We start from the raw sequence: 23,947 nt of genomic DNA on the forward strand, positions 1-23,947 counted from the left end.
CGTCTAGTCCTTGGTCACACGCAGCAGTTCGGCCGGCGTAGTTACACCCTGCTCGAGCCAGCGTTCGCCATCGGCGCGCATGGTCTGCATGCCGCCCGCAATCGCGCTGGCGCGCACTTCCGCTTCCGAGGCACGGTTGTGGATCTGGGCCCGGATCTGCTCCGTGGTCTGCAGCAGTTCGTATATCCCCACCCGGCCCTGATAGCCCGTGTGGCCGCAGTGCTCGCAGCCGACCGCATGCCACACACCCTGCTCGTGACGCTTGCAGCTACCGCACAGTTTGCGCACCAGCCGCTGCGCCAGTACGCCCAGCAGCGATGACGATAGCAGGAAGGGTTCTATGCCCATGTCCAGCAAGCGCGTCACGGCCGCAGCGGCATCGTTGGTGTGCAGCGTGGCCAGCACCAGATGGCCCGTCAGCGAAGCCTGCACGGCAATCTGCGCCGTTTCCAGATCGCGGATCTCGCCTATCATGATCACGTCCGGGTCCTGACGCAGAATCGCGCGCAGGGCCTTGGCAAAAGTCATGTCGATACGCGGGTTGACCTGGGTCTGGCCCACGCCATTCAGGTCGTACTCGATCGGGTCTTCCACCGTCATGATGTTGGTGCTGGTGGCGTTCAGCATGGACAGCGCCGCATACAGCGTGGTGGTTTTACCGGAACCGGTAGGCCCGGTCACCAGCACGATGCCGTGCGGCTGCTTGATCAGCGCATCGAAATCAGCGAGCATCTCGCGGCCCATGCCCAGATGCTGCAGATCGAGCCGGCCCGCTTCCTTGTCCAGCAGACGCAGCACGGCGCGTTCGCCATGGCCGGTCGGCAAAGTAGAGACCCGTACATCGACCGGCTTGCCGCCTATGCGCAGGGTGATACGGCCATCCTGCGGCAGACGTTTTTCGGCGATGTCGAGCTGCGCCATGATCTTGATACGCGAAATCAGCGAACCGTGGATGGCCTTGCGCGGCCGCACGATGTCGCGCAGCGCGCCGTCGATGCGGAAGCGCACCACCGAGGTCTGCTCGAACGGTTCGATGTGAATGTCCGAGGCGCTATCGCGCAGCGCCTGCGTCAGCAGCGCATTGATCATGCGGATTACGGGCGCATCGTCGGACGATTCCAGCAAGTCCTCGATGGCCGGTACGTCCTGCAGCAAACGGGTCAGATCGAGGTCGGCATCGAATTCTTCCGCCACCACCGAGGCATTGCCGCCCGAGCTGGCGTAAGCGGCGGCGATGGCAGCATCGAGATCGGCCCGCGCCAGACTGGTGAGCTGGATGCGGCCAAACCGGCGCGACACTTCGGCGATGGCTGCTGGCGCCGTGGCACCGCACACGCGTACTTCGACCGTACCTTCGGCCGTGTCGCTGGGTTGGGCCAGCAGCAGAAAATCGCGTGCAAACGCGTAAGGTAACAGGTTGCTCATGTTACTGCTGCTTGCCAGTTTCGCCTGCACCCGGTGCGCGCGCCGGCACTGGCGCCGGCGGTACGGGGCGCGCTACCGCACCGCTACCGACAGGCACACCATCCTGCAACTGCGGCAGCAGCGGCTGGCCCAGATCCTTGACCAGTATGCTATCGGCCGGTTTGACGGCTTCCTGCGCCGCACGCATGTAATCATAACGGTCAGTGGCCAGCGAAGTGCTCTGCTCCTTGTTGCGGATGACTACAGGGCGCAGGAACACCATCAGGTTGGTCTTCTTGCGGGTGCGGCTCTGGTACTTGAACAGATTGCCCAGCACAGGAATATCACCGAGGCCGCGCACCTTGTCCGTGCCATCGCCTTCAGTATCTTCAATCAGGCCGCCCAGCACAATGATCTGGCCATCGTCGGCAATCACATTATTCTCGATCACGCGCTTATTCAGAGTAATGCCGGAGGCTGCCGTCAGCGTCGATTTATCAACGCTCGAAGTCTCGTGATAGATCGCCATCTTGATGGTGCCGCCTTCGGAAATTTGCGGCCGCACTTTCAGCGTCAGACCCACTTCGCGCCGCTCTATGGTCTGGAACGGATTGCTGGCGGTGCCGGAGGTGGTGGTGAACTGGCCGCTCAGGATAGGCACGTTCTGGCCTACCTGTATCGATGCCAGCTCGTTATCCAGCGTGATCATGTTCGGCGTGGACAGAATATTGGCATTGCCGTCCGATTCCAGCGAGTGCGCCAGCGCACCCAGTCCGAGACCGCCCGCCACCTGCTTGAACACGCCGATCGACAGGCCGTTGCCGGGTAGCGTGGAACTGCTGGAGGTACTGCTGGTCGAGGTCTTGCCGCGCAGCGTGCTGGCGATAGTGGCGATATTGTTGTTGGTACCGCCCGTCGAATACGACTGCAGGCCACCCACGCGGTAGGTGCTGTTTTCGTTGCCGGTTGCGCCTACCCACTGTACGCCGAATTCGGAAGCCTTGTCCGACGAAACTTCGACGATCAGCGATTCGATATACACCTGGGCGCGGCGCACGTCGAGCTGGTCGATCACGGCACGCAGATTGCGGTACACCGATTCCGGCGCCGTGATGATCAGGGTGTTGGTGGTGGAATCGGCCTGAATGTAGCCGGCAGTGCCGCCACCGGCCTGTTGCTGCTGCGAGCTATTGCTCAGCAGCGGATTGGTAGGACCACCGGACGAGCTGCCGCTGCTGCCGCTGTTCTGGCTATTCATGCTGCTCTGGTTCTGGCCCGACTGGCCGCTGCTCTGCAAGCCGGTGGCCGTGGCGGCCGAGGTATCGCCCGACATTACGGAGCGCAGCGTCTGCGCCAGCTTGGCCGCTTCCGCATTCTTCAGGTAGACCACGTGCACATTGCCCAGTTCTGCGGTGGGCTGATCGAGTTTCGCGATCAGCGACTTGGCCAGATTGGCACGTGCAGCCGATGGCGCGCGCAGCACCAGCGAATTGGTACGAGGGTCGGCCAGCACACTGGTCTTGCCTGCATCGCCAGCACTCGCGCCGCCTTCGAGCAGCTTGTTGACCATGGTGGCCAGATCGCTGGCGATGGCATAACGCACCGGGATCACATCGAGATCGGCCACGGCCGGTACATCGAGCGCCGCCACAATCTTGGCCAGACGCTTGACGTTGTCGGCGTAATCCGTCACCACCACGCTGTTGTTGCCGGGGTTGGCGTTAATCGTGTTATTCGGCGAAATCAGCGGACGCAGCACCGTCACCACGTTGGCGGCTGATTCGTAATTGAGCTGGAAAATCTGGCTTACCACCTGATCGCCTTTGGCGGCGGCCTGTCCAGCCCCCACCTGGGTAGGACCGGCCTGCAGCTTGGCGTCGGCTTCCGGCACCACCTTGGCATAGCCGTCGCCGCTGACCACGGCGAAGCCCTGCAGGCGCAGTGCGGAAGTGAGCAGATTGAAGGCCTGCGCCTTGCTGATGGATTTTTCCGACACCAGCGTCAGCGTGCCTTTCACGCGCGGGTCGATCACGAAGGTGATATTGGTGTAATGGCCCACGGCCTTGATCACGGATTCGATATCGGCGCCGACAAAGTTCAGAGCCGCTTCTTCCGCTGCCTGCGCGCGCAATGGCAGCAGCATGAGGGCGGTGGGCAGCGTGCCGAGTGCGCAGCACAGCATCGCACCAGCGCTCAGGCGACGCAGCGCAGGAAGGTGGGTTCGTTGCAGGGACGGTGTTTTCATTGTCTGAACTTTTTCTGAACTTAGTGGAACTCTAAAGCGATGATGTTGCGCTCACTATTCGGCTTGCGCTGGCCCAGCAGATTAAGCAGGTTGGCCAGTGCTTCTTCACTTCCTCGTGCTGCTTCGGCCTGGCCGGAAAACTGCAACCGGCCATGATCGAGACTACCTTTGCCGCTTAACAGCAAAGGCCCGCTGGTCGAAGCCAGCGTCAGCGCCGCCGACTGGCCCTGCCAGTCCAGCGCCAACTGGTAACTACCAAGCGGCCGCACGGACGACAGGCGCGAAGCCATCTCGCGCATCTCCAGCGTGGTGCGGCCCTGCACTGTTAGCTGACGCTGTTCCAGCGCCAGCTCCAGCGTGGTCCACGACAGCCGCATCACGCCACTGGGCGCAATCGTATTCAGCGGCGCGCCCAGTCCGGACAGGCTGGTGGCCGGCAGCAGCAGCGCCGAAGGACTCAGTTGCCAGTGCGTCCAGCCACCTTTGACGGTCAGCGGCTGCGCCAGCGATACACTGTTCACTAGCTGTACTTCCACCATGCCCAGCAAGGCCAGCGGCGATATCGACCAGCTAAAACGTCCGGGCAGCAGCGGCGTCACGGCACTGTTATTGCCCGGTGCTCCGCCGATAAACGCCGAACCGCGCCACAGCGTACCCTGCGCATCCCCCAGCGTCAAACGGCCGCCGCTCTGCTGCTCCACCAGCACCCCCAGCCAGCTAGCCGGCAGAAACACGGCCAGCGTCAGCAGCCCGCTCAGGAGCACGGTCAGCAACCATAACATGCTACGCTTCATAAACCCGCTTTCCGCCTAGCGACCGGCACTGCTCTGGCGCAGCGTCAGCGTGGCATTCACCATGCCCGCGGCGTCCTGCGCGCTGATGCTGGCATCCTGCAGCTGGATCTTGCTTTCCACCCGCACCGCATCGAGCCATACCACCAGCGCGGCAAACGGCACACCATTCAGCTGCACCTTGGCGTATTCCCCCGTAATCGCCAGCGACTGGGGATTCAGGCCACGCGTCGTCAGGCTGCTGTTCAGCGTATCGCGCGACATGGGCGAAGGCGCAATGCTGTTCTGGTTGCGCAGTGCTGCCGCCTGCGCGGCCAGCGCCTGCAGCTCGGCCGCCTGCTGGCGCAGTTCCGGCAGTGCCTTGCGCAGCTTGTCGCGTCCTTCCAGCGCTGGTCCCACCAGCACGGAATAGAACAGGGCCGCCCCCAATACCAGGCCACCGACGCGCAGGAAAGTGCGTTCCTGTTCCGTGCGCGCACTCCAGAATGCCGCTGCGCGGGCCCGGTAGTCACTGATCTGCTGATTCATCTGCTGCGTCATAGCGCTCATGATTTTCCTCCGGCGGCACCACGCAATACCCGGATCTGCCAGCTACCGGCAGAACTTTCCACCAGATCGAGCTGGCGCGCCGTCAGCGCGGCCCGCAATTGCCCCAGCGCGGCCGCATCCACCATATTCGGTTTCACTTTCAGCAACAGCGCACGTTCGCGATACTCCAGCGTGGCGATAATGTCTTTACGGGGCAGCACGGCCAGTGCCTCGCCCAGCGCCGCACTGAGGGTGGTAAATTCGTCGGCACCCGCTTCGCCACCATCGGCCTTGGCCAGCGCGATATTCTTGCGCATCTGTTCAAGCGGATAGATCGCCGGTTCATTCGGATAGGCCGCTTTGAACGTCTGCAGCATGGTCTGGCGTACACTTTCGGCATCACGCCGCAAACCCAGCCACTCGACATTCAGCCCGATCACATTCACCAGTATCGCCAGCACACCTATGCGCAGCGGCCAGCGCCAGCGCTGCCACTGGCGGCCGGCATTGCCGGTAGTGCCCAGCGCAGGCGCCAGATCAAGTGCGCTGGCACGGGCCGCAGCGATCCAGTGCACCCACTGGTCTTCCAGTACGCTGATGCCATGCACAGCGTCACTGCCCGCCTGCAGGGCGGCAAACTGGGGCAGCAGGCCGGCCGGCAGATACAGCGTGACCGGATCGCTGCCGGCCAGTGCGCGCAAGGTCTGTAATGCCGCCTGCGGCTGGGCCGGCAGGGTCATGCCGAAACCGGCCGACTGCGCTGCGCGCACGGCCAGCTCGTAGCCGGCGTCGCTGACGCCCAGCGCCGCCGTTACCGTGCCCGGTTGATAGGGCAGGCAGAGTTGCGCAGGCAGCAGCGCAATGCTGTGCGCGCCCTGCGCCAGCAAAGCTTGCGCCAACCGCTCCAGCCAGACACGCTGCGCCACCGCCACCGTACGCAAGCCCTGCGCATCCGCCGCGCTGGCCGCCAGCACGCATTCGGCCGGATCGCCCAGCACCTGTTCTTCCACCAGACCGGGCAAGGCCGCTTTCAGACGGGCCGGCGACAGCGGTGGTGCCGTCACTTGCAGCAGCGTGACATCGGCCGCAGCCAGCAGCAGCACCACGCGACGCGCTGCAGCCACCAGATCAGCCAGATTGCCCAGCGGCGCAGCGCCTTGCTGCATCAAATTGCCGGCATCGCCCACCAGCGCAAACGCGCAGCTCTGGGCCGCGCCGTTTTCGACGCTGGCCTTGGCCGGATAGCGGATAAAAAGTGTACTCAAAGGGTCTCGCTTTCGTTCTTGCCTGTTCTAGTTTTCCCGTATCCACAGCACCGTGGTCGCACCATTATTACCGGCACGCTTGAGCAATGACACCGTATCGAGCGTGGCACGATCAAGTTTCACCTTGCTCAGCGCCAGAAAATAATTACTTTTTACATCAACGGGGATGCTCGCCTTCAGAGCGCCGTTCTGAAACATCTGCATCTGTTCCTCGAAATTCTGCCGGTTCTGGAACGGCGTACGGCGACGCACATTCACCAGCGTGGCAGCATCCGCCAGCGACAGCCGGTCCACTGCGGCCGCCAGCAATTCTGCCGGTGCGGTGTTCACGTTCAGATCGGTCCGTTCCGGCAGCACGATCACCAGCTCGCGCAAGCGCTCGATGGCCGCCGGCGTGAAACCGCTGATTGCCAGCAGATCCTCCACCCGCAACATGCCCAGCGGCTGCGGCCCGTTAGCCTGCTGGCCAGTCTGCTGCGGGTTGGCAGTGCCGCCCGTTGGCAAGTTAGGCGGCGTTAGCGGCGCCGTCACGCCGGTGTTGGCCGCGCTTCCCGCAGCATTACTCGCCGCATCCTGTGCCAGCGTCTGCAGCGACTGTGCATTCACCACCGTCGTGGCCACCGTCTGTGCCAGCGCGGGATCAAGCTGCACATGCTTGAGCAAGCGCTGGAATGCCGCCACCTGCTGCGGATCGGGTGCGCGCTGCCCGAGCTTCACCAGATTAGCCAGATTGTAGCGCGACTGGGCATCCATCATGCGGCCGGACAGCGTGGCATTGAAATTTTCTGCCTGCGCGCGCTCCCGTTCGATGTAGTCATCCAGCCGGGTCTCTTCCAGCGGGGTGGCCCACACGCCGTTCAGCCGGGTTTGGCTGGAAGAGTCGATAAAGTCCTGATACAGCACCAGCCGGCTCAGATCGAGCGCACCGCGTACGATCCAGCGTGTCTGCAACTGCAGCCGCTGGTTCTCCATCGAGCGCACCTGCACCTGCTGCTGCCAGAACAGGCTGGCGACGATGGTCACCGCCAGAGTGGTCAGCAGCAGCGCTGTCACCACTGCCACCCCGCTTTCACGCCGGCGCATCATAAAGCCCCCAGCAGGAATGATTTCACCAGCGGCAGGCCGCCGTCCTGCAGGGTCAGCGCCACTTCCATCCCGGTTGGCTCATTGGCGGGCTTCAGATTGCCGGCGGTGGAAATGCCGGCCGCAGACACCCAGCCCGTGCCTATCCAATAGCGTACGCTCAAGCCCTGCACACCGCTCTGCAGCGCCACACTGCCCTGCGGTTCCTGATCGTCATTGCCCAGCGCCGCCTGCCACAGCGCGTCGAGCTGCTGCAGCTCGCGCGTGGCGACCGATTCGCGCCGCAGCAGTTCGCCGTTGCGCAAACGGTAGGACACCACCTGCAAGCGGGTCGGCTGCATATCGTTGAGTACCAGCCGCACCAGCGTCAGGCGCTGATTTTCCGCCTGCAGATAGGCCCGTCCCTGCAGCAGCGTGGCCGGTGCCAGGTTGGCAGCATCGCTTTGCAGCTGGGCGAAAGCCAGCTGCATGCCGCGCGTCTGGTTCATCTGCTGCGTCAGCGCGCTGCGCGAGCGGATGATGCCATCAAGGCCGCGCCAGCCCAGCACGGCGACGATGGCCAGTATCGAAATCGCCACCAGCAGTTCGATCAGCGTGAAGCCGCGTGCACGCGGCTTTGCACAGGCAGGCTGGGGGGGCAGACGGGTAGGCATCATTGATTGAGCACCAGTTGCACCAGCTTGACGATGCGCCGCTCTGGCGCGGCCTGATCGTAGACGCTCACTTCCACGCGGCGGAAACGGGGATTCGGGCTGGCGATGACTTCTTCTTCGCACATCAGCTTCAGATCGGCCTGCGGGCATTCGTAGGTCTGCTTGCCCACGGCGGGGAACTGTTTACTCAGGCGCATCTGCACCATGCGGTTCTCCGCCGACCACGTCGCCATCATGGAACTGCGCAAGCCATCGCTATTGGCCGTCAGGCTGCCCACCGCGCGCAAGGAAGCGCCCAGCGCCGTGCCGACGATCACCAGCGCCACCAGCACCTCCAGCAGGGTAAAGCCGTTCTGTTTGGTCGCGCCCATGCTAGTCCACCGTGAAATGGCCGACGCCATCGGCGTGGATGGCAACGCTGGCCTCGCCGCTGCGCAGCGACAGCACGAAGGGCTTGTCCACCGGCTCGCGGCCGAACACGATGCGCAGGCCGGGATTAACATCGTTCGGCGGCGGATCGAGCACCAGCGTCAGGGGGCTGTGCTTGAAACTGCGTTCGCGCAGCATGTCGTCCTGCTGTGGCAATTCCCACTGCGTGTCGTTACGGATCATGAAGCGATAGCCTTCCGTGCCCGCTTCGAAAGCGATCTGACGGTTGCGCACAATGGCTTCATCCCGCGCCACCTGCAGCAACAGGGCGATACGCTGGGCGTCCTCGCGCATGCCCTGCTCCTTGCCCGGCAAGGCGTTCAGGCTCACCAGCCCCAGCGTGATGCCGAGGATGACCATCACCACCAGCAGCTCGATGAGCGTAAAACCGCGTGCCGGGGCGGTCTGCATGATCAGGCTTCCAGACCGGCTCAGTTATCCCACGAACCGATGTCGGCATCGTCGCCAGTACCACCGGGCGCGCCGTCAGCGCCATAGGAAAACACATCCACTTCGCCATGGATGCCGGGCGAGAGGAACTGGTAGGGATTGCCCCACGGGTCTTTCGGCATTTTTTCCAGATAGCCGCCCGCCTTCCAGCCGTTGGCAGCAGGACCGCCCGTCGGCTTGGTCAGCAGTGCCTGCAGGCCCTGCTCGGTGGTGGGAAAGCGCTGGTTATCGAGTTTGTACAATTTGAGCGCCTGCATCACGGTAGCGATATCGACCTTGGCCGCCGCGATCTTGGATTCACCCGTACGGCTCAGCAGCTTGGGCACCACCAGCGCTGCCAGCACGCCCATGATGACCACCACCACCATGATTTCGATCAGCGTGAAACCACGTGCAGCACGACGCGGGAAGGAGAATTTTTTCATAATCAGAATACGGGCAAGTACAAAAAGTGAGTGCGAAAGTATAAATGGGATTCATGACAGCTTGACTAAATACCAGCAATTTTTGCGTTGCCTGCCTTAGCTGCCACTTAAACGGGCAGCAGGGCTGCCCATTCTTTACGCCGTTTTACCTGTTAGTCGTGTTTGCGGGTGGTTGCTTCGAGGCGCTGCATGGCCCCCTCATTGCCACCGCCGGCTGCTGCCGCCACGGGCGTGGTCACCAGTTTGGGCGTGGCACCGACGAAAGGCGCAATGCCCAGTGCCGCATCGATTTCGCGCGGCGAAACCAGATAGCCGCGGGTAATCACTGCCGCCACTTTGCGCAGATCGGCGATATCCTTGGTCGGATCGCCATCGACCAGCACCAGATCGGCCAGCTTGCCCGGCGTGATGCTGCCACGATCATTGCTGGTGCGGGTATAGCGCGCACCATTACGGGTGGCCACCTGCAGCGCCTGCGCCGGTGTCAGGCCGGCTTGCACCAGCAAGGCCAGTTCGGAATGCAGGGTGAAGCCGGGGATGTCGTCCGTTCCGGCCACGATAGGCACGCCGGCGCGGTACATGATGCCGACGAATTCGATCATCTTGCCGTAGGACTTCTGATAGCGCTTCCACACCGCGTCATTCTCGATCTTCATGCCGCCCACGGAGAAGCCGCGCGCCACATCGGGCGGCATATTGGACGCAAAGCCGCGATACGGCTCATTCATGTCGCCGTCACGCTGCTGCAGGAAGGCGAAGGCCGTCAGGGTAGGATCGATGGAAATCTGCTTCTTCACCAGCCCTGCCACGAAATCCTTGTAGGGTTTGCTGTTGAAATCCATATCCGCCACTTTCTCGGCCGGCAGCACGAAGCGGTTCAGGTTACGGGTTTCCGTGTCCGGCTTGACGAGGAAGTTCAGCAGCACCTGATTGATGTGCTGGATTTCGTCGTAACCGGCATCCAGCGCTTGCTGCGCGCGCAGGCCGGCCGGAATGTGGCCGGAGACGCGCATGCCGCGGCTGTGCGCATAGGCCACCGTGTCCTTCAGGATGGCTTTGGGGAAGGAGTTATAGATTTTCAACTGCGGGTAGCCATGCTGGGCATACCAGTCTATGGCTTTTTTGGCTTCGGCCAGATCCTTGATGACAAAGCCGTTATTTGCGCTGAACGGGCTCTCGCCTTCGAGGAAGCCGGCCGGCACCACTTGCGGCGCCAGCAGCTTGCCAGCCGCCGTTTCATCGAGCATGGCCTGCAACTGGGTGTTATCGTTACCCATGTCGCGCACACTGGTCACGCCCGTCGACATATTCAGCGCACCAGACCAGCGGTCCACGTGGCCGTGCATGTCGAACAGGCCGGGCAGCACGATGCGGCCTTCCGCATCGATGCTGTTGACCACGCCCTGCGCCGGCGAACCGGCTGGCAGCACCGAAGTAATGCGGCCACGCAGCAGATAGATATCGGACAGCGCGCCGACCACGGCTTTTTCGCTATCGAACACGCGCGCATTGCGCACCACCGTCAAGCCGTTGAGCGGATGCTGCAGTCTGCTGGCCAGATCTTCCAGCATCTTGTTCTCGGCCTGCTTCTGGCGCACGGCCATCTGTGCCGCCGCGCCCTGCCAGCCCTCTTCGAGGATATTCGCAAAGCCGGGAATGATCACGCCGAACAGGCGCGGTTTGCTGCCTGTGGTGGCCCAGTAAAACGCCGGCGACAGGCCCACGCCCGTCTGCGCTACCAGTTGCACGGTCTGTTTGGCACCGCTTGCGCTGCTCACTTCCAGCGTATCGAGCACGCTCTGGCTCAGCGTACCGGAAGGCAGCAGTGCCATCTTGTGGTCCGGCGCAGCAGCCAGCACACCGATATAGGCCGACACCACTTCGAACGAACTATTCAGCGGCAGATAGCCGGCTGCGCCCTTGACGGTTTTCTGGCCCTGCTCGGAAGTGGACTTCCATTCCGCCTGATCGCCGTTGCGCTCGAAGCGCTCGTTGACCACGGCGCCGAAGGTGGAATTACCCTGCACGCTGTAGCTCGTCATGCTGCCATCGGCCGCCATGCGGAACTGTTCCGTCAGATCCGGTCCACGGCCATTGTTCTTGAACTCGAAGCGCACCTTGGTGCTGCCGTCGTCAAGATGCTCGGTGACCTGTGCGCCTATCTGCTTGGCGTTTTCGGAGATGATCAGATACTTGGTAGTACTGGCAGCATGTGCACTGAATGCGGCGGCCAGCGCCAGCGGCATAATGGCGAGTCGTTTGAGCAGCAAGATAGTCCCCTTAACTGGTTGATTATTTGGCAGCGCCGCTCGCGCAGACGGGACAATCGCCGTTGCGTGCCACGCTGATACTGGTCCACTCCATATACAGCCCGTCGAGCATCAGCAGCCGGCCGGCCAGTGAGGTCCCGACGTCCATCAACAGCTTGAGTGCTTCGGCCGCCTGCATGGCGCCGATCACTCCTACCAGAGGCGCAAACACGCCCATGGTCGAACAGGCTACGTCTTCGAATTTCTGATCCTGCGGGAACAAACAGGAATAGCAGGGCTGGGTGCCGCTGCGCGGGTCGAACACGCTGATCTGGCCGTCGAAACGGATCACGGCGCCCGAAACCAGCGGCTTGCCCAGCGCCACACAGGCGCGGTTGACGGCATGGCGGGTGGCGAAGTTGTCGGTGCAGTCCAGTACCACATCGGCTTCCGCCACCAGCGCGTGCAGGCGCGCTTCGTCGGCGCGCTCATTCAGCGCGATGACTTGAATTTCAGGATTGATCTGGCCCAGCGTCTGGCGCGCCGATTCTGCCTTGGGCTGGCCTACCCGCTCGGTAGTATGGGCGATCTGGCGCTGCAGATTGGTCAGGTCCACCGTATCGTTATCGACCAGCGTGATCTGCCCTACCCCGGCTGACGCCAGATACATGGCAGCAGGTGAACCTAGGCCGCCTGCACCAATCACCAGCGCACGCGCGGCCAGCAGCTTTTGCTGGCCTTCGATGCCGATCTGGTCGAGCAGAATATGGCGCGAATAGCGCAGCAGTTGCTGGTCGTTCATGGCCGTGGCGCTGGTGCGGACTTGGCACTGGCAGCGGAAGCCGCCTTGGCGGCAGCCGAGGCCGATGCTGCAGCGGAGGCGGAAGCCGCCGAAGCAGCCGTTGCGGCCACGGCCGGTCCGTCCGCCTTGGACAACTGCACCGGCAAGCCTTTGAAGTGGCGCAGCGCCTGCTGCAGCTGGAAGTCATCCTTGGAGCCGAATTCCACCGGCTTGGACTTCTTCGCCAGCGCGGCGGCACGCAGATCTTCTTCCAGCTCGTCGCGCTGCGGCCCTTGCTGCTGGGCGGCCGCGCCATCGCCTTCGTTATTCAGGTGCTTCTGCAGATCGGCTTCGCGTACGCGCAGGCCTTTCATGGCATCACCATCAGCGCTTTCATCCACCAGCACGTCGGGCACGATGCCGCGCGCCTGGATCGAACGGTTGAGTGGCGTGTAGTAGCGCGCCGTGGTGAGTTTGACGGCAGTATCCGCCGTCAACTGGCGCAGCGTCTGCACCGAGCCTTTGCCGAAGGTCTGCGAACCCATGATGATGGCGCGCTTGTAGTCCTGCAGCGCACCGGCGACGATTTCCGAGGCCGAGGCCGAGCCGGCATTCACCAGCACCACCATGGGCACATCTTTCAGCGCGGCGGGCAGCTTGGCCAGCGGGTCGTTCTTGCCGCGCACGATGTAATACTCGGGACGCGCATAAAAGGTCTGTTTGGAATCGGCCAACTGGCCATTGGTGGAGACCACCACCGCATCTTTCGGCAGGAAGGCGGCGGAGACGCCGATCGCGCCCGACACCACGCCCCCCGGGTCATTGCGCAGATCGAGCACCAGCCCTTTCAGGTGGGGGTCCTGTGCATACAGCGCACTGAGCTTCTTGGCCATGTCATCCACCGTCGGCTCCTGGAACTGCGAGATGCGCAGCCAGGCGTAGCCGGGCTCTATGATCTTGGCCTTGACGCTCTGCACGCGGATTTCTTCGCGCATGATGGTCAGCACCAGCGGCTTGTCTTCATCCTTGCGGCTGATGGTGACCACCACCTTGGTGCGCGGCTCGCCGCGCATTTTCTTCACGCTTTCATCGAGCGACAGGCCTTTGATGGGCGTGCTGTCGATGCGGGTGATCACGTCGCCAGCCTTGATACCGGCCTTGAAGGCAGGCGTATCTTCAATCGGCGAGACCACCTTCAGATAGCCATCTTCCATGCCCACTTCGATGCCGATGCCGACGAACTTGCCTTCGACAGTCTCGCGCATTTCCGCAAAGGCCTTCTTATCGAGGTAGACGGAATGGGGATCGAGCGAAGCCACCATGCCGGAAATGGCTTCCGTCAGCAGCTTCTTGTCATCGACGGGTTCCACATAATCGCTTTTGATCAGGCCGAACACATCGGATAACTGGCGCAGTTCTTCCAGCGGCAGCGGCGAGCCGCTGGCTTTCTGCGCTATCGCGGGATATTGCAGGGAGATGGCCACACCAGCCACCATTCCCAGTCCAACCAGGACCATGCTTTTGACTTTGTTGCCCATTTTTCCCGCAAACCTTAAAACTTGATCCAGCCAGCCGGATCGAATGCTGCGCCCTGATGGCGTAGCTCGAAGTATAGACCCGATTCTTCCTGCCCGCCGCTGTTACCGGCCGTGGCGATCTGATCGCCGGGTTTGACGATTTCGCCTATACGTTTAAGCAGCGTCTCGTTATTCCCGTAGATGCTCATGTACTGGCCACCGTGATCGACGATGATCAGGTTGCCGAAACCGCGCAGCCAGTCGGCGAACACCACCCGCCCTGCGGCGATGGCCTGTATGCCCGTGCCTTCGCTGGCGCGGATGAACACGCCCTTCCAGCTAGGCCCATCCCCGCGTTTGCTGCCGAAGCGGGCGGCGAGTTTGCCGCTCACGGGCGGGCGCAACTGCCCTTTCAGGCTGGCGAAAGCGCCGGCCGGCGCGGCAGGCGCGAGCGCAATATCGGCCGGTTTGGCCGCTGCTTCCTCGCGTGGCTGCGGCTTCGGTGCTTCCACCGGCTTCTGCACCACCACTTTCGGCTCGTCCGCCGGTTTGACGCTGCCGGCCTTGCTGCCGTTCGCGCGTGCCAACCGCTGGCGCTCGGCCTCGGCGGCGGCGGCCTTGGCCTGTGCACGCGCTTCCGCTTCGGCCTTGGCCTTGGCTTCGGCCCGTGCGGCCGCTAACTGTTCCTGACGTTTTTTCTCGGCTGCCGCGGCGATGGCCTGTTCCTGGATCAGCTTGTTGAGCTTATCCACCAGCCCGCCCAGACGCTGTTCATCGCGTTCCAGATTGCCCGCTTCCTTGCGCTGGGCCACCAGTTTTTTCGACAGATTGGCCAGCAGCGTGGCGCGCCGGCCTTTTTCCTGTTCCAGTTTCTGCTTCTGCTGCTTCTGCTCTTCGGCGATTTCCTGCAGCTCTTCCTTGGCGTTTTCCGCGTCGGCCTGATTGGTTTCCACCGCTTTCAGGTTGGCGCGCAGCGATTCCAGCAAGCGCGCCTGAGCCTGCGACACATAGGCCATCATCTGCAGATCGCGGTTGATGCGGTTGGGGTTATCGCCCGACAGCAGCAGCTTGATGCGGTCTTCGTTACCGGCCACATACTGCTCGCGCAGCAGCCTGGCTAGCTGCTGCTTCTGCTGCCCCACCACCTGTGCCAGCCGCTCATGTTCGGCCGCCAGTTGCTGTAGCCGCACATTGGTAGCGTCCTGCTCCTGCGCCAGCTCGCGCAGCGAACGGTTGGCGTCGGAAATCGCCTGCTCCGATTCGGCCAGCGTATCGGCCGCATCGTCCTTGGCACTTTCCGTCTTGCTGATGTCCTTCTTGAGCGCACTGAGCTTCTGCTGCAAGCCGGCGCGCTCGGCCTCGGCCGCCGCCTTCTGCTTGCTGCGTTCCGTGGTCTTGCCGAAGGTGACAGCGTGCGCACCCTGCAACGGCAGGGCAAGCAGCAGCGCGGCGACTAACGATGGCACTGCGGCGCGCTGCAGGGCGGCGCGCCAGCGTGGGAGAGCAGTATGAGACAAATTACTTGGCCTTACCCTGGTTAGCCACAGCAGCCTGCGCTGCAGCGATGGCTTCGGCGTCGCCCAGATAGTAGTGACGGATCGGTTTCAGGTTCTCATCCAGTTCGTACACGAGCGGCTGACCGTTAGGGATGTTGAGGCCGACGATATCGTTATCGCTAATGCCATCCAGCATCTTGATCAGCGCGCGCAGGCTGTTGCCGTGGGCCGAAATGATGATTTTCTTGCCAGCGCGGATGGCCGGGGCGATTTCTTCTTCCCAGGCCGGCATGACGCGCGCGACGGTGTCTTTCAGGCACTCGGTCAGCGGAATCTGATCCTTGGAGAGGCCGGCGTAGCGCGGGTCGTTGAACGAGGTGCGGTCGTCACCGGCTTCCAGCGCTGGCGGCGGGGTGTCGTAGCTGCGGCGCCATACCAGCACCTGATCGTCGCCATATTTGGCCGCCGTTTCAGCTTTGTCCAGACCCTGCAGCGCGCCGTAGTGACGCTCGTTCAGGCGCCAGTCGTTTTTCACTGGCAGATACATCATATCCATCTCGTCCATGGCCAGCCACAGCGTGCGGATCGCGCGCTTGAGTACCGAGGTGTAGGCCAGATCGAAGCTGTAACCGGCATCTTTGAGTACTTTGCCGGCGGCTTTGGCTTCGCTCACGCCTTTCTCGGTCAGATCAACATCGGTCCAGCCGGTGAAACGGTTCGAGAGGTTCCAGGTGGACTCGCCATGGCGCATGAATACGATTTTATACATGTGAACTATCTTCAAAAAGTGTGAACGGGACGGAAAACCGGTACTGCAAGAACTCTTCCAGCTTCTATTTTATAATGCGCGGATTAAGTTAAACCATTGGATCCCTGTGAAATTCTTCATTGATAATATTTTCGTCATCGGCATCGTGGCTCTTTCGGGCGGTGCTCTGCTCTGGCCTGTGCTCACCCAGCGCGGCAAACGCGCCACGGCACACGAAGTCACGGTCTTGATAAATGGCGGCAAAGCCACCATTGTTGATGTACGCGACGCAACGGAATTTGCTACTGGTCATTTGGCTAACGCTAAAAATATTCCGCTGGCCGATCTGGACAGCCGTATCGGCGAACTGGAAAAAGCCAAGAGCAAATGCGTGATTCTGGTCTGCCACAGCGGTGCGCGCTCCGGTGCGGCTGCGGGCAAACTGCTGAAAGCGGGCTTCACCGACGTGGTCAATCTGGATGGCGGTGTTGCTGCATGGCAAAAGGCCAACCTGCCGCTGGTGAAATAAAGGAAGGAAATCTCATGACTGCCCGTGTAATCATGTACACCACTGCCGTATGCCCATATTGCGTACGTGCCGAGCGCCTGCTGGAAGCCAAGGGCGTGACCGCGCTGGAAAAGATCCGCGTCGATCTGGACCCGGAACAGCGCATGGCCATGATGGAGAAGACTGGCCGCCGTACCGTGCCGCAGATTTATATCGGCGACACCCACGTGGGCGGTTTCGATGATCTGTATGCGCTCGATCAAGCGGGTGGCCTCACCCCCTTGTTAAATGGCTAAGCGCCACCAAATACAACGTCGGCAGGGTTGAAAAGCTTTGAAATCATAATGATTTTGATACAATTGCCCTCGCGTTTGGATGGCAGTTCAACCAAGCAAACATTCTCGGAGCGGCGCCAGCCGCTCGATTTCACTACAACGAAAGCGTTCCATGTCCGACGAAAATCAACAACCAGTTTTCCAAATCCAACGCGTCTACCTGAAGGACCTGTCGCTGGAACAACCAAATTCCCCAGCGATCTTCCTGGAACAAGAAGCTCCTAGCATCGAAGTCGCTCTGGACGTAGGCGCTACGCCACTGGCCGAAGGCATCTTCGAGTCGACCGTCACCATCACCGTGACCGCCAAAGTCAAAGACAAGGTCGCTTTCCTGGTAGAAGGCAAACAAGCCGGTATCTTCGAAGCACGCAACATTCCTGCTGAACAGCTGGATCCGCTGCTGGGCATCGGTTGCCCTAACATCGTTTACCCTTACCTGCGTGCCAACATCGCTGACGTGATCACCCGCGCTGGTTTCCCTCCAGTACATCTGGCCGAAATCAACTTCGAAGTGTTCTACCAGCAACGTCTGCAAGCAATGGCTGAAGCCGCTGCTGCTGCACCAGCTGAAGGCGCTGACGGCGCTACCACCCACTAAGCAAGTCTTAGCTGGCTGGTTCCTGCTGCCGGACGCCCGTCCGGCAGCTGCAACACCCCCGATACCGATAGTGAGCACCTGCGCTCCCATCCGTTGCTAGGCATGCCATGACCCTTCCCCGCTTTCTGATCAGTCTATCCCTGATGCTGGCCGCGACCAGCAGCCATGCGTTCGACTTCAAAACCGTGGGTGCCGCCCCTGTGATCCTGTATGACGCGCCGTCGTCCAAAGGCGGCAAGCTGTATGTCGTGCCGCGTGGCGCACCACTGGAAGTGGTGCTGGCCTATGGCGACTGGCTCAAGGTACGCGATGTGAACGGCGAACTGGCGTGGACTGAAGCCAAAGGCCTCAGTGCCAAACACAACGTCATCGTCCGCGTGGCCAATGCCAAAGTGCGCGCTACGGCCGAGGACAATGCCAGCCCTGCTTTCAGCGCCGACAAAGGCGTACTGCTCGAAGTACTGGAACCGGCCGCCAATGGCTGGATCAAGGTGCGTCATCGTGACGGCCTGAGCGGTTACGTCAAGAGCAACGAAGTCTGGGGCATATAATGTTGCCACGGCGCGCGTGCGCCGTCTGGCCAACGAGGTAGTATGCAAGATTCAACTAAACAAACGACGGGCGTCCGTCAGGTCACCGTGCTGGGCGCTGGCGCCTGGGGCACGGCCGTTGCCATGGCGCTGGCCCAGCGTCACGATGTGCTGCTGTGGGGCCGCAACAGTGCTGCCATGGCCGCCATGGCCGCAGCGCGCGTCAACCAGGATTACCTGCCCGATCAGCCCTTCCCTGCCGGCCTCAAGGTCAGCGGCGATTTCGCTGCCGCGCTGGCCCACGTGGCCAACCCTGACAGCCTGCTGATTGCGGCCTGCCCCGTGGCCGGTCTGCGCCCCCTGCTGGCGCAACTCAAGGCTTACCCGATACCGAATGTGGTGTGGCTGTGCAAAGGCTTCGAGTACGAGACGGGCCTGCTGCCGCACCAGATCGTGCGCGAGCTACTCGGCGACAGCGTGGCCGGTGGCGCCCTGTCCGGTCCTTCTTTTGCGCAGGAAGTGGCACGCGGCCTGCCTTGTGCCCTGACCATTGCATCAAATGACGCCGCTTTGCGCGAACGCGTGGTGGCCACTGTGCACGGCGGCAATCTGCGCGTCTATTCGAGTACCGATCTGGCAGGCGTGGAAGTCGGTGGCGCCGTCAAGAACGTGCTGGCCATCGCTACCGGCGTGGCCGACGGGCTGGGGCTGGGCCTGAATGCGCGTGCCGCCCTGATTACGCGCGGGCTGGCCGAAATCACCCGTCTGGGCACCACGCTGGGCGGGCAGACGGAAACCTTTATGGGCCTGACCGGCATGGGCGACCTGATCCTGACCTGCACGGGCGATCTGTCGCGCAACCGTCGCGTGGGTCTGGGGCTGGCCCAGGGCAAGGCGCTCGAGCAGATCGTGCAGGAGCTGGGACATGTGGCCGAAGGCGTGCCTTGTGCCAAGGCCGTGCGCGAACTGGCGGCCAAACTCGGCGTAGACATGCCGATTACCAATGCCGTGGCCGGCGTGCTGTTCGATGGCGACCAGCCGCAAGTGATGGTGGCGCGCCTGCTCGCGCGCGATCCGCGCGACGAAGCCGTACAGCGCTAATCTGGCACGAGTCCGGCAACACTCAGGCCAAGGCCAGCCGTGCCGGCTGGCCGCTGGCGGGGCGAGCGCCCCGCCACCCCTTATTCCTCGCTAACTTCCTCTTTCGCCGTGCGCATCCACTGCACCAGCGGATAGGCATCTTTCAGCCCGCTGACCAGCGTGGGCACCAGCAGTTCCGGCTGGTTCAGCGGCAGATCGATTTCAGTCCAGACGAAGAAACTCTTGAGCTTGATGTACTCGATGTGCTCGTGCTCGGGATCGAAGCCTTTGGGCGGGCGCTGCAGCTTGCCTTCGTTCTGGATATCGCCGAAAGTCGCGCGCAACTTCTTGTTTTTCAACACTTTAGTGAAACCGGCCGCATCGTCCACCATCAGCTGGCGCAGCGCTTTCAGGCGCGGTGGCGGCGGCATGTATTCACCGGCGCCGAACAGCAGACGGCCCGCAGCATCGATCTGCATGTAGTAGGTCGGGCCACCAGCCTTGCTCGGGCGGCGCATGTCGTTGGGCGCTACTGCCGCCGAAAAGCGCGTCTTGTACGGGCTTTTGTCGTGGGCAAAGCGCACGTCGCGGTTGATGCGGAACATGGCTTTCTTCGGATCGCAGAACTTCACGGCCGGATCGAATTTGCCGAGTTCGGCAATCATCTCCGTCACAACCTGCAGGAATTCCGCGCGCAGGATGTCGTAACGGGGCTTGTTCATGATGAACCATGGCCGGTTATTGTTCTCGGTCAGTTCGGACAGAAAATGTTTGAGATCGCGTAAATGCATGGGCTTCCTTATCGCTTGCTGCTGGGACGCTTGCCCACCTGTACGGTGAGCGTGCTTTCCTGATTCTTGCGTAACACTTTGAGGCTGGCTTTTTCGCCCGGCACCAACTGGGCGATCACGTTCAGCATCTGGTTGGTATCGGTAATCGCCTGCTCGTTCACGGTCAGCAGGATATCGCCCGGTTTCACGCCGCCATGATCGGCCGGACCATTCTTCACCACACCGGCGATGATGGCGCCGCTCTGGCGTTTGAGGCCGAAGCTGCTGGCCAGTTCCGGCGTAATTTCCTGCGTCTCCACGCCGAGCCAGCCACGCACTACCTGCCCGTTCTTGATGATGGCTTCCATCACCGATTTGGCGGTGGAAACGGGAATGGCAAAACCTATGCCTATCGAGCCGCCCGTCTGCGAATAGATGGCGGAATTGATACCGAGCAGATTGCCATTGGTATCGATCAGCGCGCCACCGGAATTACCGAAGTTGATGGCAGCGTCCGTCTGTATGAAATTCTCGAAATGGTTGATGTGCAGATTGTTGCGGCCCAGCGCGGAGATGATGCCCATGGTCACTGTCTGGCCCACGCCGAACGGATTGCCGATTGCTAACACCACATCGCCCACCTGTACCTGTTCCACCTGCCCCAGCACCATCACGGGCAGTTTTTCCAGGCTGATCTTGATGACGGCCAGATCGGTTTCCGGGTCCGTGCCCACCACCTTGGCCGCAGCTTTGCGCCCATCGGCCAGCACCACTTCGATTTCGTCGGCCGCTTCCACCACATGGTTGTTGGTGAGGATATAGCCTTCGGCCGAAACGATCACGCCCGAACCAAGACTGGACTCGTCTTCATCGGCCTCGCCGTCATGGTCGCGGTCGCCAAAGAATTTCTTGAAGAACGGATCGCGCAGCAGCGGATGCTTGCCGCGCTTGGGCTTCTTGCTGGTCAGGATGTTGACCACGGCCGGCATCGCGCGTGCCGCGGCCGCGCGATAGGAACCGGCGGCGGCAGTCGGCGCCTTGGCCGGCCGCGCTTCCAGCATCACGGCCGGATGCTCGGCATCGCCCATCTGCTGCGGACGTGCGGGCTGGCGCCGCTCCGGTCCTACGGCGGTGTACACCATATACAGTGCCAGTAACACGGTCACCGTTTGGGCAAACAATAACCAGAGTCGTCGCATCGCCGTAGGCCTTGCCGTCACACGGACGGCAGCTGGTTATTTTTTCAGGGAGTCGCGGATTTCGCGCAGCAGGGCGATGTCTTCGGGCACCGGCGCTGGTGCCGCCTCGGCGGCCTCTTCTGCCTGCTTGTGGCTGAGGTTGCGCGCCTTGTTCATCAGCCGCACCATCTGGAAGATCACGAACGCCAGAATGATGAAGTTGAGCAGGATGGTGGCGAAGTTACCGTAAGCGAATACGGCGCCCAGTTTCTTGGCTTCCACCAGACTCAGATTCGAGGCCTGGCCGTTGAGGCCGATGTAGTAGTTGGCAAAGTCCAGACCGCCGAACAGCTTACCGATAGGTGGCATGATGATATCGGCAACCAGCGAGTCCACGATCTTGCCGAAAGCTCCGCCGATGATCACACCGACGGCCAGATCGACCACGTTGCCCTTCATCGCGAATTCTTTAAATTCCTGCATCATTGCCATAGTCTTTATCCCCGCTGTGTGGTCAATTGTGAACAAAACCGCGCTTGGATCATACTATTTTTTCAATCAGATTCAAAACACCGCTATCAGATGCGCTTTTTGGTGCGGTTTTAGGCTATAAATTTGTCTTGCATCAATATCTACCGTTTGTGCGCCCCCAAGTAGGGCATCACCCTGCAGAATTCAAGCGCACAACGGCGCATTCTGCAGCAACATGCGGGGCCCGAGGAGGATTTTTTCTTTAGTTCGAAATCTGCTTACCCTATAATTTAAGGTTGCAAGAAGCTCCGTATAGGGAGTTTTCGCTTCCGATTTTGGTGTATGCGGTTTCGGATTTTGTTCGCACTTTGACTGATTGGGGTTTGTATGAGTAACGAAAAGCAGGTCGATTCCGGCCGACGCGGATTGCTCGTCGCTACTGGCGCGGCGGGTGGTGTAGTGGGGCTGGCAACCGCTGGCGCGTTGGTAAGTACGTTCCAGCCGTCCGAGCGCGCCAAGGCCGCCGGCGCACCGGTAGAAGTGGATATTGGCAGCCTCAATCCGGGCGAAATGAAGACCGTAGAATGGCGCGGTAAGCCGGTCTGGATCATCAAGCGTACGCCTGAGATGATCGCCTCGCTGAAAAACACCGACGGCAAAGTGGCCGACGCTGAATCGAAACGTAATCCGGACGAATTCACCCCGGAATATGCCCGCAATGAACACCGCTCGCGCAAACCGGAAATTCTGGTGGCCGTCGGTATCTGCACCCACCTGGGCTGCTCGCCATCGTCGAAATTCACCCCGGGCCCGCAGCCATCGCTGCCGGACGACTGGGAAGGCGGCTTCCTGTGCCCATGCCACGGTTCGACCTTCGACATGGCTGGCCGCGTGTTCAAGAACAAACCGGCACCGGACAATCTGCAGGTTCCGCGTCACATGTTCCTGAGCGACACCAAGCTGGTGATCGGTAAAGACGAGAAAGGCGAGGCATAAATCATGGCGGCTTTCAAAGAGACCAAATTCCCGGCCGACGCGCCGGCTGCACAAAAAGCCCTGGGCTGGGTCGATGACCGCTTCCCGCTGAGCAAACTGTGGAACGACCAATGGGGCAAATACTACGCTCCTAAAAACTTCAACTTCTGGTACATCTTCGGCTCGCTGGCCATGCTGGTACTGGTGCTGCAGATCGTCACCGGTATCTTCCTGACCATGCACTACAAACCGGACGCGCTGCTGGCCTTCGCTTCGGTGGAATACATCATGCGCGAAGTACCGTGGGGCTGGCTGGTGCGCTATATGCACTCGACCGGCGCTTCGTCGTTCTTCATCATCGTCTACCTGCACATGACGCGCGGTCTGCTGTACGGCTCGTACCGCAAGCCCCGTGAACTGATCTGGCTGTTCGGTTTCGCCATCTTCCTGTGCCTGATGGCCGAAGCGTTCTTCGGCTACCTGCTGCCATGGGGCCAGATGTCGTACTGGGGCGCCCAGGTGATCGTCAACCTGTTCGGTGCGATTCCTCTGATCGGCCCTGACCTGTCGCTGTGGATCCGTGGTGACTACGTGGTGTCCGACGCTACCCTGAACCGCTTCTTCGCCTTCCACGTGATCGCGATTCCGCTGGTTCTGCTGGGTCTGGTTGCAGCTCACCTGATCGCACTGCACGAAGTGGGTTCGAGCAACCCTGACGGTATCGAAGTAAAAGAAAACCTGGGCGCCGATGGCCACCCAGTGGATTCGATTCCTTCCCACCCTTACTACACCGTGCACGATCTGTTCGGCGTATCGATCTTCCTGACCATCTTCAGCGCCGTGGTGTTCTTCGCGCCGGAAATGGGCGGTTATTTCCTGGAATACAACAACTTCCTGCCGGGCGATTCGCTGAAAACCCCGCTGCACATTGCGCCTACCTGGTACTTCACGGCGTTCTACTCGGTGCTGCGTGCAACGACCGCAGACTTCATGTGGGTACTGATGTTCTTCGTCGCTGGCTACGTCAGCTTCGTGTGGCTGAAGTCGAATCTGGCCCGTACCACCAAGACCGCGATCGCCGCGATCGCTCTGGTGGCCGTGGTCGGCATGCTGCCACAGGTACTCGATGCGAAATTCTGGGGCGTGGTGTTCTTCGGTGGTTCGGTGGTGATTCTGGCCTTCCTGCCTTGGCTGGATAAATCGCCGGTCAAATCGATCCGCTATCGTCCAAGCTGGCACAAATATGTGTACGCCGTGTTCTTCCTGAGCTTCCTGACGCTGGGCTACCTGGGTACCCTGCCTCCAACGGAAGGCCGTACAATTATTTCGCAAGTCTGCACGCTGCTCTACTTTAGCTTCTTCCTGTTCATGCCTTGGTGGAGCGCCATGGGCACGTTCAAGAAAGTGCCGGACCGCGTGGTATTCCACGCGCACTGAT

Annotated in this window: 25 protein-coding genes; 7 read left to right on the plus strand and 18 right to left on the minus strand. The window is 61.4% G+C overall.

What is annotated here, in order from left to right; all coding sequences use genetic code 11:
* Positions 1–3 precede the first annotated feature (3 nt).
* The 15 genes from gspE to gpmA all read right to left on the minus strand — a co-directional run bounded on the left by gspE (position 4) and on the right by gpmA (position 16,085).
* Positions 4–1,425, minus strand: coding sequence for a type II secretion system ATPase GspE (gene gspE / locus GM655_RS14635; protein ID WP_155435429.1), 1,422 nt, complete (start codon positions 1,423–1,425; stop codon positions 4–6).
* 1 nt (position 1,426) lies between these two features.
* Entirely contained in the window at positions 1,427–3,649 is a 2,223-nt protein-coding gene (gene gspD, locus GM655_RS14640) for a type II secretion system secretin GspD (RefSeq protein WP_155435430.1), read from the minus strand.
* Between the two features lie 20 nt (positions 3,650–3,669).
* Positions 3,670–4,443, minus strand: a complete 774-nt coding sequence (gene gspN, locus GM655_RS14645; protein ID WP_155435431.1) for a type II secretion system protein N — start codon at positions 4,441–4,443, stop codon at positions 3,670–3,672.
* A gap of 15 nt (positions 4,444–4,458) precedes the next feature.
* On the minus strand, positions 4,459–4,989 hold the full coding sequence (locus GM655_RS14650; RefSeq protein ID WP_155435432.1) for a type II secretion system protein M: 531 nt from the start codon (positions 4,987–4,989) through the stop codon (positions 4,459–4,461).
* Positions 4,986–6,233, minus strand: a complete 1,248-nt coding sequence (gene gspL / locus GM655_RS14655) for a type II secretion system protein GspL (RefSeq protein ID WP_155435433.1) — start codon at positions 6,231–6,233, stop codon at positions 4,986–4,988. The genes GM655_RS14650 and gspL overlap by 4 nt, the downstream gene beginning before the upstream one ends.
* A gap of 27 nt (positions 6,234–6,260) precedes the next feature.
* Positions 6,261–7,319 (minus strand): type II secretion system minor pseudopilin GspK, encoded by a 1,059-nt coding sequence (gene gspK / locus GM655_RS14660; protein ID WP_155435434.1) that lies wholly within the window; start codon positions 7,317–7,319, stop codon positions 6,261–6,263.
* Positions 7,316–7,972, minus strand: a complete 657-nt coding sequence (locus GM655_RS14665) for a type II secretion system protein GspJ (protein WP_229632587.1) — start codon at positions 7,970–7,972, stop codon at positions 7,316–7,318. Before GM655_RS14665 ends, gspK begins: the two co-directional genes overlap by 4 nt.
* Positions 7,969–8,340, minus strand: coding sequence for a type II secretion system minor pseudopilin GspI (gene gspI / locus GM655_RS14670; protein WP_155435435.1), 372 nt, complete (start codon positions 8,338–8,340; stop codon positions 7,969–7,971). Before gspI ends, GM655_RS14665 begins: the two co-directional genes overlap by 4 nt.
* Before the next feature lies 1 nt (position 8,341).
* Positions 8,342–8,809 carry a GspH/FimT family pseudopilin gene (locus GM655_RS14675; protein ID WP_155435436.1) on the minus strand — a complete coding sequence of 156 codons (468 nt, stop codon included), beginning with the start codon at positions 8,807–8,809 and terminating at the stop codon, positions 8,342–8,344.
* 20 nt (positions 8,810–8,829) lie between these two features.
* A complete protein-coding gene (gene gspG / locus GM655_RS14680) occupies positions 8,830–9,273 on the minus strand; it encodes a type II secretion system major pseudopilin GspG (RefSeq protein WP_155435437.1) in 444 nt (147 codons plus the stop codon).
* Positions 9,274–9,425: 152 nt separating this feature from the next.
* Positions 9,426–11,543 (minus strand): amidohydrolase family protein, encoded by a 2,118-nt coding sequence (locus tag GM655_RS14685; RefSeq protein WP_229632588.1) that lies wholly within the window; start codon positions 11,541–11,543, stop codon positions 9,426–9,428.
* Positions 11,544–11,565: 22 nt separating this feature from the next.
* Complete coding sequence (locus GM655_RS14690; RefSeq protein WP_155435438.1) at positions 11,566–12,324, minus strand: HesA/MoeB/ThiF family protein; 759 nt, start codon at positions 12,322–12,324, stop codon at positions 11,566–11,568.
* Complete coding sequence (locus tag GM655_RS14695; RefSeq protein ID WP_155435439.1) at positions 12,321–13,841, minus strand: S41 family peptidase; 1,521 nt, start codon at positions 13,839–13,841, stop codon at positions 12,321–12,323. Before GM655_RS14695 ends, GM655_RS14690 begins: the two co-directional genes overlap by 4 nt.
* Before the next feature lie 14 nt (positions 13,842–13,855).
* The gene (locus tag GM655_RS14700) at positions 13,856–15,265 is read right to left on the minus strand and encodes a murein hydrolase activator EnvC family protein (protein ID WP_371866864.1); all 1,410 of its coding nucleotides are present in this window, start codon (positions 15,263–15,265) and stop codon (positions 13,856–13,858) included.
* A 73-nt stretch (positions 15,266–15,338) separates the two neighbouring features.
* Entirely contained in the window at positions 15,339–16,085 is a 747-nt protein-coding gene (gene gpmA / locus GM655_RS14705; protein WP_155435440.1) for a 2,3-diphosphoglycerate-dependent phosphoglycerate mutase, read from the minus strand.
* A gap of 106 nt (positions 16,086–16,191) precedes the next feature.
* Here gpmA and GM655_RS14710 point away from each other — a divergent pair, with 106 nt between their 5' ends.
* The 5 genes from GM655_RS14710 (at position 16,192) to GM655_RS14730 (ending at position 19,136) form a co-directional block, all read left to right on the plus strand.
* Positions 16,192–16,593 carry a rhodanese-like domain-containing protein gene (locus GM655_RS14710; RefSeq protein ID WP_371866830.1) on the plus strand — a complete coding sequence of 134 codons (402 nt, stop codon included), beginning with the start codon at positions 16,192–16,194 and terminating at the stop codon, positions 16,591–16,593.
* A gap of 14 nt (positions 16,594–16,607) precedes the next feature.
* The gene (gene grxC, locus GM655_RS14715) at positions 16,608–16,868 is read left to right on the plus strand and encodes a glutaredoxin 3 (RefSeq protein ID WP_155435442.1); all 261 of its coding nucleotides are present in this window, start codon (positions 16,608–16,610) and stop codon (positions 16,866–16,868) included.
* 151 nt (positions 16,869–17,019) lie between these two features.
* Positions 17,020–17,505: a protein-export chaperone SecB gene (gene secB / locus GM655_RS14720; RefSeq protein WP_155435443.1), complete on the plus strand. Its 486-nt coding sequence runs from the start codon at positions 17,020–17,022 to the stop codon at positions 17,503–17,505.
* A gap of 107 nt (positions 17,506–17,612) precedes the next feature.
* Entirely contained in the window at positions 17,613–18,056 is a 444-nt protein-coding gene (locus GM655_RS14725) for an SH3 domain-containing protein (RefSeq protein ID WP_155435444.1), read from the plus strand.
* Between the two features lie 42 nt (positions 18,057–18,098).
* Positions 18,099–19,136, plus strand: a complete 1,038-nt coding sequence (locus tag GM655_RS14730; protein WP_155435445.1) for an NAD(P)H-dependent glycerol-3-phosphate dehydrogenase — start codon at positions 18,099–18,101, stop codon at positions 19,134–19,136.
* 80 nt (positions 19,137–19,216) lie between these two features.
* Here GM655_RS14730 and GM655_RS14735 read toward each other — a convergent pair whose 3' ends face one another.
* Genes GM655_RS14735 through mscL form a run of 3 tightly spaced genes read right to left on the minus strand, consistent with a single transcriptional unit; the run spans position 19,217 to position 21,555 of the window.
* Positions 19,217–19,906, minus strand: coding sequence for a DUF2461 domain-containing protein (locus tag GM655_RS14735; RefSeq protein WP_155435446.1), 690 nt, complete (start codon positions 19,904–19,906; stop codon positions 19,217–19,219).
* A gap of 8 nt (positions 19,907–19,914) precedes the next feature.
* Positions 19,915–21,084: a Do family serine endopeptidase gene (locus tag GM655_RS14740; RefSeq protein ID WP_155435447.1), complete on the minus strand. Its 1,170-nt coding sequence runs from the start codon at positions 21,082–21,084 to the stop codon at positions 19,915–19,917.
* 36 nt (positions 21,085–21,120) lie between these two features.
* Positions 21,121–21,555 (minus strand): large conductance mechanosensitive channel protein MscL, encoded by a 435-nt coding sequence (gene mscL / locus GM655_RS14745; RefSeq protein ID WP_155435448.1) that lies wholly within the window; start codon positions 21,553–21,555, stop codon positions 21,121–21,123.
* A gap of 366 nt (positions 21,556–21,921) precedes the next feature.
* Here mscL and petA point away from each other — a divergent pair, with 366 nt between their 5' ends.
* Both petA and GM655_RS14755 read left to right on the plus strand, forming a co-directional pair.
* The gene (gene petA, locus GM655_RS14750) at positions 21,922–22,530 is read left to right on the plus strand and encodes a ubiquinol-cytochrome c reductase iron-sulfur subunit (RefSeq protein ID WP_155435449.1); all 609 of its coding nucleotides are present in this window, start codon (positions 21,922–21,924) and stop codon (positions 22,528–22,530) included.
* A 3-nt stretch (positions 22,531–22,533) separates the two neighbouring features.
* Positions 22,534–23,946 carry a cytochrome b gene (locus GM655_RS14755; protein WP_155435450.1) on the plus strand — a complete coding sequence of 471 codons (1,413 nt, stop codon included), beginning with the start codon at positions 22,534–22,536 and terminating at the stop codon, positions 23,944–23,946.
* Position 23,947 lies beyond the last annotated feature (1 nt).

The organism is Pseudoduganella danionis (genome assembly GCF_009720775.1).
Taxonomy (GTDB): domain Bacteria; phylum Pseudomonadota; class Gammaproteobacteria; order Burkholderiales; family Burkholderiaceae_D; genus Rugamonas; species Rugamonas danionis.

Excerpts from the sequence above, each read along its gene's own strand:
- GM655_RS14695 (WP_155435439.1), bottom strand. The coding sequence starts at position 13,841 with ATGGGCAACAAAGTCAAAAGCATGGTCCTGGTTGGACTGGGAATGGTG.
- GM655_RS14690 (WP_155435438.1), bottom strand. The coding sequence starts at position 12,324 with ATGAACGACCAGCAACTGCTGCGCTATTCGCGCCATATTCTGCTCGAC.
- gspK (WP_155435434.1), bottom strand. The coding sequence starts at position 7,319 with ATGATGCGCCGGCGTGAAAGCGGGGTGGCAGTGGTGACAGCGCTGCTG.
- grxC (WP_155435442.1), top strand. The coding sequence starts at position 16,608 with ATGACTGCCCGTGTAATCATGTACACCACTGCCGTATGCCCATATTGC.
- secB (WP_155435443.1), top strand. The coding sequence starts at position 17,020 with ATGTCCGACGAAAATCAACAACCAGTTTTCCAAATCCAACGCGTCTAC.
- GM655_RS14755 (WP_155435450.1), top strand. The coding sequence starts at position 22,534 with ATGGCGGCTTTCAAAGAGACCAAATTCCCGGCCGACGCGCCGGCTGCA.
- gspG (WP_155435437.1), bottom strand. The coding sequence starts at position 9,273 with ATGAAAAAATTCTCCTTCCCGCGTCGTGCTGCACGTGGTTTCACGCTG.
- gspI (WP_155435435.1), bottom strand. The coding sequence starts at position 8,340 with ATGGGCGCGACCAAACAGAACGGCTTTACCCTGCTGGAGGTGCTGGTG.
- GM655_RS14725 (WP_155435444.1), top strand. The coding sequence starts at position 17,613 with ATGACCCTTCCCCGCTTTCTGATCAGTCTATCCCTGATGCTGGCCGCG.
- mscL (WP_155435448.1), bottom strand. The coding sequence starts at position 21,555 with ATGGCAATGATGCAGGAATTTAAAGAATTCGCGATGAAGGGCAACGTG.
- GM655_RS14650 (WP_155435432.1), bottom strand. The coding sequence starts at position 4,989 with ATGAGCGCTATGACGCAGCAGATGAATCAGCAGATCAGTGACTACCGG.
- GM655_RS14735 (WP_155435446.1), bottom strand. The coding sequence starts at position 19,906 with ATGCATTTACGCGATCTCAAACATTTTCTGTCCGAACTGACCGAGAAC.
- GM655_RS14665 (WP_229632587.1), bottom strand. The coding sequence starts at position 7,972 with ATGATGCCTACCCGTCTGCCCCCCCAGCCTGCCTGTGCAAAGCCGCGT.
- gspE (WP_155435429.1), bottom strand. The coding sequence starts at position 1,425 with ATGAGCAACCTGTTACCTTACGCGTTTGCACGCGATTTTCTGCTGCTG.
- GM655_RS14740 (WP_155435447.1), bottom strand. The coding sequence starts at position 21,084 with ATGCGACGACTCTGGTTATTGTTTGCCCAAACGGTGACCGTGTTACTG.
- gspD (WP_155435430.1), bottom strand. The coding sequence starts at position 3,649 with ATGAAAACACCGTCCCTGCAACGAACCCACCTTCCTGCGCTGCGTCGC.
- GM655_RS14675 (WP_155435436.1), bottom strand. The coding sequence starts at position 8,809 with ATGCAGACCGCCCCGGCACGCGGTTTTACGCTCATCGAGCTGCTGGTG.
- gpmA (WP_155435440.1), bottom strand. The coding sequence starts at position 16,085 with ATGTATAAAATCGTATTCATGCGCCATGGCGAGTCCACCTGGAACCTC.
- petA (WP_155435449.1), top strand. The coding sequence starts at position 21,922 with ATGAGTAACGAAAAGCAGGTCGATTCCGGCCGACGCGGATTGCTCGTC.
- GM655_RS14730 (WP_155435445.1), top strand. The coding sequence starts at position 18,099 with ATGCAAGATTCAACTAAACAAACGACGGGCGTCCGTCAGGTCACCGTG.
- gspN (WP_155435431.1), bottom strand. The coding sequence starts at position 4,443 with ATGAAGCGTAGCATGTTATGGTTGCTGACCGTGCTCCTGAGCGGGCTG.